The following is a 12,440-nucleotide window of genomic DNA, read 5'->3' on the forward strand; positions in this document are numbered from 1 at the left end:
CGATTGTATGTTAGACTTCCATAATTTCTTTTTCTTTTGCTGCAAGCACTTTATCGACCTCAGCAATAAATTTATCTGTCGATTTTTGAATATCTTCCTGATGACGACGTGATTCATCTTCAGAAATATCCGTCTTCTCAAGCTTTTTAACATCGTCATTTGCGTCACGGCGAATATTGCGGATCGCAACCTTAGCATCCTCGCCGAACTTTTTAGAAGCCTTGACAAGATCAGCGCGGCGTTCTTCCGTAAGCATCGGAATACCGATTCTTATCGCTGAACCATCGTTGGAAGGTGTTAGTCCCAAATCAGATTTCAAAATCGCCTTCTCGATTGCAGCCAGCGAGGACTTATCCCAAGGCTGAATAAGAAGGGTTCTGGAATCAGGAGCATTTATGTTTGCTAATTGATTAAGAGGTGTCATTGCACCATAATACTCAGCTTGAATACGATCAAGCAGCGCTGGACTAGCTTTACCCGCGCGAAGCGATGCTAGTTCTCTCTTCAGGGCGCTTATCGCTTTTTCCATACGCTCTTCCGCATTCTTTTTCACTTGTTGAGGCATTACTTAGCACTCCCTTTCACAATTGTTCCAATTTTTTCACCCAATACAACACGCTTAATGTTTCCATTTTCAGTAATCGAAAATACGATAAGCGGAATATTATTATCCATGCACAAGGAGGATGCTGTCGAGTCCATAACTCCCAAATTACGATTAAGCATATCCATATATGTCAGCTCTTCAAACTTCTCAGCAGACTTGTCTTTGAATGGATCTGCAGAATATACGCCATCCACTTTGTTTTTAGCCATCAGAATAACCTCAGCTTCGATTTCAGCAGCACGAAGCGCAGCAGTAGTATCCGTTGAAAAAAATGGATTACCGGTTCCAGCTGCAAAAATAACGACACGGCCTTTTTCCAAATGGCGAATAGCACGTCTTCTAATGTACGGCTCAGCAATTTGCTGCATCGCAATTGAAGTTTGTACACGAGTTGGGACATCAATTTGTTCCAACGCGTCTTGAAGCGCAAGTGAATTCATCACTGTAGCCAGCATGCCCATATAGTCAGCAGTTGCACGATCAATCCCTTTTGCAGAGCCGGCAATTCCTCTCCAAATGTTGCCGCCGCCGACAACGATAGCCACCTCTACTCCAAGGTCGATCACTTCTTTCACCTGATTGGCAATGGAAGAAATGACGGAAGCTTCGATTCCGTAACCTTCTTGCCCCGACAATGATTCGCCACTTACTTTCAAAACGATGCGTTTAAATACTGGATGTGCCAACTGAAATACCTCCATCATGCACCTCATGCAAGCATGAGGCAATTAAAATGTTTTTTGAAAATGCAAGATCAACTAATTTTTAAGAAAAGAAGGCGGGGCGAACGCCCCGCCCCGCCTGTGCGTTCGGATTAAAGTTTAGCTTGTGCCATAACTTCTTCTACAAAGTTATCTACTTTTTTCTCAAGGCCTTCACCTAGCTCGTAACGAACGAAGCGACGGATGGAGATATTTTCACCAATAGTGCTAATTTTCTCATTAACAAGAGTTGCCACAGTTTTGTCTGGGTCTTTAATGAAGGATTGCTCAAGCAAGCAATATTCTTCGTAATATTTAGAAATGCGGCCTTCAACCATTTTTTCAACGATTTTTTCAGGCTTGCCTTCATTTAGTGCTTGATTTTTCAAAATTTCGCGTTCTTTTTCGATTTCGTCAGCAGGAACTTCCTCGCGGCGAACGAATTTCGGATTGGATGCTGCAATATGCATAGCTACATCTCTAGCAAACTCGCGGAATTGGTCTGTTTTTGCAACGAAGTCTGTTTCGCAGTTGATTTCAACTAGAACGCCGATACGACCACCAGCATGAATATACGATTCAACAACGCCTTCAGTTGCTACGCGTCCAGCCTTGTTAGCTGCAGCTGAAAGGCCTTTCTCGCGAAGCAAGGCTACCGCTTTATCGATATCGCCGTTTGTCTCATCCAATGCTTTTTTGCAATCGAGCATTCCTGCTCCTGTTCTTTCACGAAGTTCTTTAACCATGCTTGCAGTAACTGCCATGAAAAACCCTCCTATAAATTAACATCTGAATTTTGTTCAAAAAAAGGGCAGTGAGAGGTTTTCACCATCTGACCACCCTTTGTGTGAAATATAAGATATTACAAGTTATCCGTTAAGGATAAACGGCTTTGCTGTCCTTCAAAAAGGTGCGTTCACCGATGAAATGCAAGGGCTTATATTTCTTTTCGTTTAGCTGAATGAATTATTTATTAAGCTGTTGTTTGCTCGCCTTGATTAGCTTCAACAATAGCATCAGCCATTTTGGAAGTCAGCAGCTTAACGGCACGAATTGCATCATCGTTACCAGGGATTACATAATCGATTTCATCCGGATCACAGTTAGTATCTACGATACCAACGATTGGGATACCAAGCTTGCGAGCTTCTGCAACTGCAATGCGCTCTTTGCGTGGATCGATAATGAACAATGCGCTTGGAAGACCTTTCATTCCTTTAATACCGCCAAGGAATTTCTCCAAACGATCTTTTTCTTTGCGAAGAATGATTACTTCTTTCTTAGGAAGAACTTCGAATGTGCCGTCCTCTTCCCATTGCTCTAGCTGCTTCAAACGATCGATACGCTTTTGGATTGTTTGGAAGTTAGTTAGAGTACCGCCAAGCCAACGTTGGTTGATGTAGAAGTTTCCACAACGCTCAGCTTCTTCTTTAACTGAATCTTGAGCTTGCTTCTTAGTACCAACAAATAGTACTGTGCCGCCTTCAGCAGCTACGGATTTAACAAAGTTGTAAGCTTCGTCAACTTTCTTAACCGTTTTTTGCAAGTCAATAATGTAAATTCCGTTTCTTTCTGTGAAGATATAACGATCCATCTTAGGGTTCCAGCGACGAGTCTGATGACCGAAGTGTACCCCAGCTTCTAGTAGCTGTTTCATGGAAATAACCGCCATTTCTTCAACACCTCCTGATATGGTTTTTTGATTTCCTCCGCTCGTCGCATCTTCTACCAAAACTTATGCCGAGCATAAGCACCATTGGTAAAATTGACTAAGCGTGTGTTTTTAACACCGTCAATTAATATATCATAGATAATGCCCAGGTGCAAGGAAACAATTAAAAATTATAGCTTTTCACGCTACAGGCAAATTTCTGGAACGTTCATTCCGTTATTTTCGGCTGCGTATTCACGTGCCTGCTCCTTGGACAAGGGTTGGCTCGTAACGATACGAGCGACCTCGTCCGGACTCATTTGCTCTTCGAACAGGAAGCAGCCGGCTCGCACTTTTTTGATGCTGCCGTTTACTTTTTTCTTCATCATTGCAACAAAAGACTCCGTATCCTCCAGCACCTTCTGCTCATGCAAAAGCTTGGCAGCTGCTGATAGTGTGAAACCCGGCTCGATACGCAGAATAAGCTGCTCCCGAGACACAGCAGGAGCAGCCGTCACAGAAGGCTGTCCCTGCGCGTCCTGCTCCGTATCGATTTCAGCGGTTTCTGCATTGTTTTCAATGTTTTCTGTATTGTTTTCAACTTCCTTGCTCGGCTCAGCAGTCCCATTGTCCGTGTCAGCCTGAACCTGCGGGCCAGCCATTCCAACACTTCCTCCATCGGCTTGTCCATCACCAAGCAGCTGAGAATTACCGTTTATTTCTTGTGACTTCTCATTCAGCTTTTCCTTGCTGTCATTGCCGAGCGAAATCAATTGAAGCAATAGCGCACCAACAATGATGCCGATTCCAAGCCCTATCAGGAACGAACGTTTATCCACGAGCACTCGCCTCCTGCTTGGCAAGCTGTATAATTAACTGAACCTCGCCCTTGTTAAGCTGAAGCTTCTTCGCTATCGCTTCTATTGATTTTCCGCTATTATGCAGCTGAAATAATTGCTCATAGCGCTGCTCCAAAGATGTCGGAGCAGGCTTCTCCTCAATAGACTCCTGTTGTGCTGGCAAGTTCTGTGCAGCAGCAGCTGGTTGAGCTTGCAGATGCTGCTCCGCCCGGCTTTTCTTTTGCTGCTCCAGCTCGTTCATCAGCGCAGCCAGTTGCGTCTCCAGCTGAGAAACCTTGCTCTCATGCGCAGAAGCTGTTTGTTTAGAGCTTTGTTGAGTTTCCTTTACTAGCTGAACAAGCGCTTCATGCTCTTGCTCAGCCGTAAACATATACTGCTCAAGCAGCTGCTCCATATCTTTAGTTTTTGCAGCATCAGCTGCAGCTTTTGATTTCGCACGCGGCATAGCATAAGCAATAACTGCGATAGCAGCACCTAGAAGTACAATATAATGCCATGGCTCCGACACAGGTTTAACCGCCTTTCCTACCTTAGCTTGCTGCCCTCGAGCTGCGATTATTATAATGAAATATCCAAATGATGTCCCTTGTAGGGATGGGCAGGGGCTTCGTTAGGGTCAGCATCATTTGCATCGCGCCTTTTGCTGCGCGGCCCTTTTTGCCCTTCCTGCTGCGCTTTCCCCTGATCACTCGTTTGGACTTGCGCTTTTGCCGACTTTTCAAGCTGGCTGCTTTGCGTCCTCTTTTCCTCTGTTTCTCTTTCTGTTTGATTCGCAAGTAAGTTTTGATCAACTATCGGCTTTTGGGCAGCTTGACTTTGTAAAATGCTTACATCCTGTGTTCTTGGAATGGACATTTGCAGATCAAGCGATTTGAATGCCAATACTATCTCCTCCTTGCACTGCCATTATAATGGAAACATCGCGACGTCGCCTTCATAATATTTGAAATAAACATGCTCAGAGCTGTCTTTTATAAATTTAGTATACCGGCCGATTACGATTTTCGTTCCACCGAAAATTATGCCGCTTACATTAATTCGCGAAAGCTCCGTATTTTCAAGCGATTTTTCAATTTCCAGCATACGTTCTTTCTGCTGATCGATATCGAGTGAGGTTTGTCTTCGGGTAGCGGTGAGCTTTACTCTCATCGCCAGGCGGTCCGGCGTCAATTGGCCGGCTGCTGCCATTTGATCCAGTATAACGAGCGCTTTTTCTGTTTTGTCCAAATTTTCCATAGCAGCCCGGATAGATTTTCTCAAACCCTGGAATTCCTCGCGCAGCTGAGGTTGCACGCCTACCTCGATCGTAGTTGCAGTAGACATTGCATTGCCGATAATTCTTGCAGTTACCGTCTCGCCAGCTTGAATGAGGCCGCCTACAATCAAGCCTTTTGTGCCTGAGCATACAATATGCTGGCCTGCCTTCACATTAGAATGCATAATGCTTTGAGTGACGGTAACATCGGCTCCAGCTACAACATTAGCATCTTGAATAAAAGAGCTTTTCACATGCTGTCCGGCATGAATAAAGCCTTTCCCGCTGGCCATAATGCCGCCGGTAATTTCAATCGAGCCCCCTGTTTCGATTTCTGCGCCCTCAACGCCGCCAATAACGCGAATATCTCCGGAAGCCTTAATCTTAAAACCATTAAGCACATTTCCCCGTACAATAACCGTCCCGACAAAATCAATATTGCCGACCCGATAATCTACGTCTCCATTTACTTCATAGATCGGAAAAACATTAATTTTTTCTTTATCCGTTATCGAAATCATACCATCAATTGCAGCGTAAAGCATCGGTTTTTCTCCCGCTACAACGACATTCTTTCCCAGCTTAAAATGTGCTTTCTTGCCAAATACCGCTTCAAGCTCATTTCCATCGACTGTCCTGCCTGGCTCCCCCTGCATGGGTTCAACAAGCTCGGCGATCGGCTGGCCTTTCTTTACATTTTTAAGCTTGGTAATCTCTTTAAAATCAATGGTTCCATCCTGGCCTTCGGCAGGGCGTTTTTCTTGTCCGCTTTCCAGATCATAAAAAAATCGGATATAGCCATCTTTACCGGGCCTCGCTATTTTGCCGGCAGCCACTAAAGTTTGATCCTTGAAATAAGCGATCGGGTTGGCGCATATTTGCTTCAGCACATCTGGCAGCAAGCCATACGCAATTCCTTTTGCTTCTAAAAACGATTGAAGTTGTTCAGGCGTAACAACAAAATCATCAGACAAACGATTAAAGGTTACGAAAGCAGATAATTTATCAGAAGATACATGGATGCGCAAGTATGAATCCAGCTTTTCCACGTCCACTTGATTTCCTCCTTACTTCTCACGTTTTTACTTTTAGTCTATAGATTAATGCTGCATTAGCTGGTCCTTATGCTTGGCTAATACACCCCTAAGCCTTAAGATCGCTTTGGAATGCAGCTGCGATATTCTCGATGGCGACAAAGACATTACTTCAGCAATTTCACTTAATGACAATTCCTCGTAATAAAACAACGACACAACAATTCTCTCTTTCTCGGTCAATCGTTCAATTCCTTTAACCAATGATTCCTTTAAATAAAACTCATGCACCTTATAATCCGGATTTTTAGCTTTATCATCCACCAAAAGCGACATTCTGGTCTCGGAATCCTCTTCGCGAATAGGATCCTCTAAAGAACATACGGTAGCTACAGATATATCCTGCAGCATATTAACAAATTCCTTCTCTGAAACCTGCAAGTAGGCGCTAATTTCCGCATCTGTCACAGAACGCATATATTGCTGCTCTAAAAGCTGATAGGCATCCTCAATTCGTTTAGCTTTTTCTCTAACCGAGCGAGGAACCCAATCCCCCTGCCGCAGGCCGTCAATAATTGCGCCTCGAATACGCCAGGATGCGTAAGTTTCAAATTGCAGCCCGCGCAAATAATCAAATTTCTCTATAGCATCAATCAGCCCCATTACTCCGTTGCTTGCAAGATCATCGCGGATAATATTTTTGGGCAAACCGATAGCCATGCGATTCGTTACATAATCGACAAGCGGCAAATACGTTTCAATCAACTGTTTCTTCGCTTCTAGATCACCTTGCTCACGCCATTCTTTCCACAGCTGAAGGTTTATCAAATGAGGTGTCTTTAGCTCAGTCATCAGCTCACTCCCCTGTCAGGTGACGAATTGCTTTCGCCAATTCCTCAGGCTCTGTATTTTTGGATGAAACAAATTGTGGTGGATTAAGAGGCTTGAACTCAGCCTGCTTCTGCTGCTCCTGTTCCTTTTTAATAGACTTTTCATCCTCTGTCTGCTGAACGTCAGTGTCTGTTAATTGGGACTTAAGCAAATCATTTAAGTCATCCGTTTGAGGCGGCGTCACAAGGTCTAGCTGAGCCCCTTTATCCTCCTCCTTCGCATGCAGCGAGGGAGTCAAAGAAGGCGGCTTAACAATCTGAGCGAAAATCAACCGCACCGCATATGCCACCACAAAAAATGAAATAAAAGCGTATACGCTGCGGAGCAGTACGACGTCTATCAAATTACTGCTTAAAGAAAATATAATCGTCAAAACTGCACCTACTAAGCCAAACGCAACGTTCCACCGCCAACTTCCTATCATTTCAAATCTCCTTTATACCATGCTGAACGCTTCTAATAGAAAGAATTCCGCTGCTGCTGTCAAATTCGATCGTTCGTCCATAGCTTCCACCCGTATCCTGTCCTAAAACAGGTATGCCCAGCTCCTGAAGCAAATGCATACATGACTCTACGTTGCGCGGACCAATGCGAAGGGAATCCGTTTGGCCTGCGAATGTAAACATTTGGGCGCCGCCTGCCATTTTAGCTTGAAGCCTGTCTCTCTTAGCGCCGCTCTCTATCATTTTTTGAAGCAAATCAGGTATAGCTGTATCCGCATATTTTGCAACATTAAATTGCAAATCGCGAGCAATATTCGATGAAGGCAGCATAACATGAGCCATTCCGGCAATTTTGCGCAGCGGATCAAACAAGGTTAATCCGACACATGAACCTAGTCCAGTTGTTTTAAGCACATCGCCGTTCAACGCAATATTCAGATCAGCCATACCGACCTTCACCAGATTGTGCTGTATCATTCCAAACCGACTCCTAATGCTCCAAAAATTTTGTCAAAAGAATGTGGATCCGGAATGAGGAAAAACTGGCCTTCCAACGATTGATAGCCTTCTAAAAAAGAAGTTTCTATTAGAAGCGCTGAATCTCCCATTTCACCATATTGCATTAAGCCATAGCTTAATATAGCGCCTGCCATATCATGTGCAATAAGCGGCACAGAAGGCTGCAAAGCAAGCTGAGTAAAATCAGCAAGGGAAGATAAGTAAGATCCAGCTAAAATATTGCCAATCTCGCATAGGGTTGATAGCTCCATCTCCGAATACGATCCTTCTGTTCTCGCCTCTTGCACTAATAGATGCATAAGCAGCCGATCGGCTGCATGATCATCCATTATAAAAAACATATTCCCCGGCGCTTCCCCCTCTACTCGAAGGAACACCGCGATCACTATTTTTTCAGAGCCTCCTACACGCTCGGCAACTTCTTCAAACGGAAGCAGGCTAACCTTGGGAACTGCCATATCTACCGGCTTGTTCAATAAAGTTGATAGTGCAGTAACCGCATTGCCAGCCCCGATATTGCCAACCTCTCGCAATACATCGAGTTCAAATGCTTCAAAGCGATTGTAGACACCCAATTTGCTACACCTCTAACCCTTCGAGCTGAATGATTTCTTGCTTATTCAACACTTCATTCAAATTAAGCATAATGAGCAGCCTGCCTTCTCCGAGCTTGGCAATGCCATGCAAATATTTCGCTCGTATCCCACCAACAATTTCAGGTGGAGAATCAATTTCATCCGTATCAATATCGATGACATCATTTGCCGAATCAACGATAAAGCCAACCTCGATATCATTTACAGCCACTACGATAATACGGGAGTTTTCATTCAACTCTGTTTCTTCAAGATTAAATCTGCCGCGCAAATCGATAACTGGCACTACAGCGCCTCTTAAGTTAATGACCCCTTTAATAAAAGCTGGAGTTTTTGGCACGCGAGTAATTGGAGACAGCCGTTCGATCGTTTGTACCTTATCAACTTCGATACCGTATTCTTCATGATTCAGAGCAAACACAATTACTTTCAATTCTTCTCCCATCTGTATCCCTCCTTATTTAATTAAAGCATTTGGATCAATAATTAACGCCACGTAGCCATCGCCTAGAATAGTTGCGCCGCTTACGGCATGAATATTAGTCAAGTATTTGCCCAGAGACTTCAGGACAATTTCGCTTTGGCCAATAAATTCGTCAATAATAATAGCTGCATGCTTGTCGCCTTTGCGTACGACGATAATTTCGCTTTCCTCTTCTGTTGAATCGTCAAAATCAGGACATTCCAGCACCTTGCTTAACGAAACGATCGGAATTACAGTATTGCGGAATTGGATCATAGGCTGTCCATGTACAAGCGTAATCTGTTCACGCTTAATGATGGCCGTTTCTACAATTGATGACAGCGGCATTGCATATTTTTCAGACCCCATCTGAATAAGCATCGCCGAAATAATAGATAACGTCAAAGGAAGCTGGACGGAAAACTTAGTGCCCTTGCCTTGCTCGGAGCTGATCGAAACGTTGCCGCCTAAGGAAGTAATTTTACTTCTGACGACATCAAGCCCTACGCCGCGTCCTGATATATCTGATATTTTATCAGCTGTACTGAAACCAGCTGCAAAAATAAGCATATTAATTTGGTCGACTGAAAGCTTCTTCGCTTCCTCTTCTGTCAATACCTTATTTTTAATCGCAATCTGACGCACTTTATCCGTATTGATTCCGCGGCCATCTTCCTCAACCTCAATAAATACATGATTGCCGCTATGAAAAGCTCGCAATTGAATCGTTCCGGTCTCAGGCTTCCCGGCTGCAATTCTTTCCTCCACCGTTTCAATGCCATGGTCGATCGAGTTGCGCAGCAAATGGACTAGCGGATCACCGATCTCATCAATAACCGTTCTGTCTAGCTCTGTATCTGCACCGGTTATGACGAGCTCGATTTTTTTGTCCATAGATTTTGCCAGATCGCGAATCATGCGCGGAAAGCGGCTGAATACAGTATCTACCGGCACCATACGCAGCTTTAATACGATATTTTGCAGATCGGAGCTGACTCTGGCCATATGCTCGACTGTCTCGGTCAAGTCGTTTCTATTAATTTCGCTGGATAGCTGCTCGAGTCTGACCCTGTCTATCAACAGCTCGCTAAATAAGTTCATTAATGTATCCAAGCGGTCTATATCAACACGTATCGTACGGGATACCGCGCCATTTGACGGCGGCGCCTGCTTTTTGGCAGCAGGTGCAGCCTCGCTGCCTGGCGCCGAGCTTTTCGGTGATGGAGCTGCCGGCGCAGCTGCCGGACTTTCTACTGCCGCTGCAACTGAAGCGCTGCTTGGACCTTGTACAAGGCTAGAAAGCGTTTCTTTATCCATAAGTGCGACATCAACCGATTCAATTTCAGAAATAGCTAGCAGCTGTTCCTTTAATTCTGTCTCAGACAGGCTTGAAATTGTAAAAATAGTAAAGGAGCGGTCAAATTTCTCTTGCTCCAGATCCTGCACAGAAGGATTGGATTGGATAACCTCGCCGTTGCGTTCTATTAAATCAAATACCATATATGCTCTGGCTGCTTTAAGCAAGCAGCTTTCCAGCACAGATACTTGGACAAAATAAACCTTATGCCCGCTTTCTATCGATTGCTCCAGAACGGATGCTTGAAATTGATCAAGCAGGCCGCCTGCTGAAGAATTAGCAGCTGGAGCAGACTCGGCGCTGCTTGCAGCTGCGGGCTGCGCGGCTCCGCCAGCTTTATAATCGCTCTTTGTAATGGCCTGCAATGAAGCTACAATTGCAGAAACGTCAGCCTGGCCCGTTCCTCCGCCAATAATATCCTGAACCATCGCTTCCAAAGCGTCTAGACCTTTAAACAAGGTATCAAATATAAAGCTATCCATTTGCAGCTTGCTGTTGCGAACAAGGTCCAGCACATTTTCCATTTCATGCGTCAGCGATGCCAAATCTTCAAAGCCCATAGTAGCGGACATGCCCTTTAGCGTATGCGCTGATCTGAAAATGGATTGTACAATAGTAAGATCCTCAGGATTGCTTTCAAGCTGCAGTAAATTTTCATTCAATGCTTGCAGGTGATCATTTGATTCGTCAATAAACATGGATAAATATGCATTCATATCCATCATCTCGCACCCCCTGTTAATCGGTCTGAATTACGCTTCCTTTATTTAGTTAAAATCGCTTGTTCAAGATAGGCGGATATTTGGCTTAATGGCAACACCTTATTAGCTGCGCCGCTTTCAATTGCCGAACGCGGCATACCATATACGATACAGCTTTCCTCCGCCTCTGCCACTGCTGATGCCGCTCCGCTGGCTACAAGCTGCTTCAGCCCTAAAGTGCCATCGCTGCCCATCCCTGTCATAATGACGGCATGACGCTGCAGCTCGGTAAAAGAAACGAGAGATTCAAACAGCACATCCACCGATGGCCGGTGACCATTGCGCTGCGGTTCACTAGAAAGCTTGATGCAGTATCCGTCTTTATCCTTCTCAAGTCCCATATGCGAGCCGCCTGGCGCTATATACACCTTGCCTGCATAGACGCGCTCCCCTTGCTCCGCCTCTACTACCTGCAAGGAACTGAAATTGTTAAGCCGCTGCGCCAGCGATTTGGTGAATTTAGGCGGCATATGCTGTACGACAAGTACCGGCGCTGCAAAGTCAGACGGCAAGGAGCTGATGACTTCGTGCAAAGCACGCGGCCCGCCGGTAGAGGTGCCGATTGCAACCAAATGAGTAAAATCATTTTTGTCGGCACTTTTTTGAGTTGCTTTCTGCAGCTTCTGATTTTGCAGTACAGGTTTTATGATAGAAGCAGGCTGCTTGATCGGTTCTGCACTTGGCAATTTTTTCTTTATTAACGGATTATTCGCATGCTTTTTTATAGAAGTTTCTGCAGCCTGCTTTTGCTCGTTGTCTCGCATGAAAGGCTTTGCCTCTTTGCCGGACTCCTCGGGCTTGCGATAATCTAACGTGCGCTTATGTCCCAAAACGGCTTTTGGCTTTTCAGCAGTCTGCAGCCCTGCCGGCATGGAGCGTTTAGATACTACTGCAATTCTTAGCTTTTCTAGCAGCAGCTCGCCTACTTCGCTTACATGCTGCGAAATTGCGCCGAGCGAAGGCTTTCTTATAAAATCAAAAGCACCATATTGCAAGGCTTTAATCGTTTCTCGCGTATTGTCTTCGCTAATGCCAGAAAGCATAATAACCGGTACCGGACTCTGCTTCATAATCGCCTGCAGCGCCTCGATGCCGTTCATAACCGGCATTTCCAAATCAAGGGTTACAGCGTCAGGCTTTAATTGTTGAATCATTTGTAAAGCTTCAGCCCCATTGACCGCTGTACCAGCAATTACAAATTGTCTATCCTGCGCGATTAAATCTGAAATAATTTTACGCATAAATGCAGAGTCATCAACAACGAGTATTCGATAAGGAGCCATTCCATTACCCCCGTTCCAA

General features: G+C 44.8%; 15 protein-coding genes. All 15 read right to left on the reverse strand.

Features of this window, described 5'->3' with window-relative positions; all coding sequences use genetic code 11:
• Positions 1-10: 10 nt before the first annotated feature.
• The 15 genes from frr to V1L65_RS06320 all read right to left on the reverse strand — a co-directional run bounded on the left by frr (position 11) and on the right by V1L65_RS06320 (position 12,421).
• Positions 11-565 (reverse strand): ribosome recycling factor, encoded by a 555-nt coding sequence (gene frr / locus V1L65_RS06250; protein WP_331698231.1) that lies wholly within the window; start codon positions 563-565, stop codon positions 11-13.
• Positions 565-1,293, reverse strand: coding sequence for a UMP kinase (gene pyrH, locus V1L65_RS06255; protein ID WP_331698233.1), 729 nt, complete (start codon positions 1,291-1,293; stop codon positions 565-567). The genes frr and pyrH overlap by 1 nt, the downstream gene beginning before the upstream one ends.
• Positions 1,294-1,421: 128 nt before the next feature.
• Positions 1,422-2,072, reverse strand: a complete 651-nt coding sequence (gene tsf, locus V1L65_RS06260) for a translation elongation factor Ts (RefSeq protein ID WP_331698234.1) — start codon at positions 2,070-2,072, stop codon at positions 1,422-1,424.
• A 209-nt stretch (positions 2,073-2,281) separates the two neighbouring features.
• A complete protein-coding gene (gene rpsB, locus V1L65_RS06265) occupies positions 2,282-2,980 on the reverse strand; it encodes a 30S ribosomal protein S2 (RefSeq protein WP_331698235.1) in 699 nt (232 codons plus the stop codon).
• A 185-nt stretch (positions 2,981-3,165) separates the two neighbouring features.
• A complete protein-coding gene (locus V1L65_RS06270; RefSeq protein WP_331698237.1) occupies positions 3,166-3,798 on the reverse strand; it encodes a hypothetical protein in 633 nt (210 codons plus the stop codon).
• Positions 3,791-4,327 carry a DUF6115 domain-containing protein gene (locus V1L65_RS06275; protein WP_331698238.1) on the reverse strand — a complete coding sequence of 179 codons (537 nt, stop codon included), beginning with the start codon at positions 4,325-4,327 and terminating at the stop codon, positions 3,791-3,793. Before V1L65_RS06275 ends, V1L65_RS06270 begins: the two co-directional genes overlap by 8 nt.
• 50 nt (positions 4,328-4,377) lie before the next feature.
• A complete protein-coding gene (locus V1L65_RS06280) occupies positions 4,378-4,701 on the reverse strand; it encodes a hypothetical protein (protein WP_331698239.1) in 324 nt (107 codons plus the stop codon).
• Between the two features lie 24 nt (positions 4,702-4,725).
• A complete protein-coding gene (locus V1L65_RS06285) occupies positions 4,726-6,123 on the reverse strand; it encodes a DUF342 domain-containing protein (protein WP_331698352.1) in 1,398 nt (465 codons plus the stop codon).
• A gap of 51 nt (positions 6,124-6,174) precedes the next feature.
• On the reverse strand, positions 6,175-6,960 hold the full coding sequence (locus tag V1L65_RS06290; protein ID WP_331698240.1) for a FliA/WhiG family RNA polymerase sigma factor: 786 nt from the start codon (positions 6,958-6,960) through the stop codon (positions 6,175-6,177).
• 4 nt (positions 6,961-6,964) lie between these two features.
• A complete protein-coding gene (locus tag V1L65_RS06295) occupies positions 6,965-7,423 on the reverse strand; it encodes a hypothetical protein (protein ID WP_331698241.1) in 459 nt (152 codons plus the stop codon).
• Position 7,424: 1 nt separating this feature from the next.
• A complete protein-coding gene (locus tag V1L65_RS06300) occupies positions 7,425-7,919 on the reverse strand; it encodes a chemotaxis protein CheD (RefSeq protein WP_331698243.1) in 495 nt (164 codons plus the stop codon).
• Positions 7,916-8,536, reverse strand: a complete 621-nt coding sequence (locus V1L65_RS06305) for a chemotaxis protein CheC (RefSeq protein WP_331698244.1) — start codon at positions 8,534-8,536, stop codon at positions 7,916-7,918. The genes V1L65_RS06300 and V1L65_RS06305 overlap by 4 nt, the downstream gene beginning before the upstream one ends.
• Positions 8,537-8,540: 4 nt before the next feature.
• Positions 8,541-9,002, reverse strand: coding sequence for a chemotaxis protein CheW (locus V1L65_RS06310; protein WP_331698245.1), 462 nt, complete (start codon positions 9,000-9,002; stop codon positions 8,541-8,543).
• Positions 9,003-9,014: 12 nt separating this feature from the next.
• The gene (locus tag V1L65_RS06315) at positions 9,015-11,099 is read right to left on the reverse strand and encodes a chemotaxis protein CheA (RefSeq protein ID WP_331698353.1); all 2,085 of its coding nucleotides are present in this window, start codon (positions 11,097-11,099) and stop codon (positions 9,015-9,017) included.
• A gap of 41 nt (positions 11,100-11,140) precedes the next feature.
• Positions 11,141-12,421 (reverse strand): protein-glutamate methylesterase/protein-glutamine glutaminase, encoded by a 1,281-nt coding sequence (locus tag V1L65_RS06320; RefSeq protein ID WP_331698247.1) that lies wholly within the window; start codon positions 12,419-12,421, stop codon positions 11,141-11,143.
• Between the last annotated feature and the right edge of the window lie 19 nt (positions 12,422-12,440).

Origin of the sequence: Paenibacillus sp. IITD108, assembly GCF_036541265.1 — a bacterium.
Classification (GTDB): Bacteria; Bacillota; Bacilli; order Paenibacillales; family Paenibacillaceae; genus Pristimantibacillus.

Excerpts from the sequence above, each read along its gene's own strand:
- rpsB (WP_331698235.1), bottom strand. The coding sequence starts at position 2,980 with ATGGCGGTTATTTCCATGAAACAGCTACTAGAAGCTGGGGTACACTTC.
- V1L65_RS06320 (WP_331698247.1), bottom strand. The coding sequence starts at position 12,421 with ATGGCTCCTTATCGAATACTCGTTGTTGATGACTCTGCATTTATGCGT.
- V1L65_RS06295 (WP_331698241.1), bottom strand. The coding sequence starts at position 7,423 with ATGATAGGAAGTTGGCGGTGGAACGTTGCGTTTGGCTTAGTAGGTGCA.
- V1L65_RS06290 (WP_331698240.1), bottom strand. The coding sequence starts at position 6,960 with ATGACTGAGCTAAAGACACCTCATTTGATAAACCTTCAGCTGTGGAAA.
- V1L65_RS06300 (WP_331698243.1), bottom strand. The coding sequence starts at position 7,919 with ATGATACAGCACAATCTGGTGAAGGTCGGTATGGCTGATCTGAATATT.
- frr (WP_331698231.1), bottom strand. The coding sequence starts at position 565 with ATGCCTCAACAAGTGAAAAAGAATGCGGAAGAGCGTATGGAAAAAGCG.
- tsf (WP_331698234.1), bottom strand. The coding sequence starts at position 2,072 with ATGGCAGTTACTGCAAGCATGGTTAAAGAACTTCGTGAAAGAACAGGA.
- V1L65_RS06310 (WP_331698245.1), bottom strand. The coding sequence starts at position 9,002 with ATGGGAGAAGAATTGAAAGTAATTGTGTTTGCTCTGAATCATGAAGAA.
- V1L65_RS06315 (WP_331698353.1), bottom strand. The coding sequence starts at position 11,099 with ATGGATATGAATGCATATTTATCCATGTTTATTGACGAATCAAATGAT.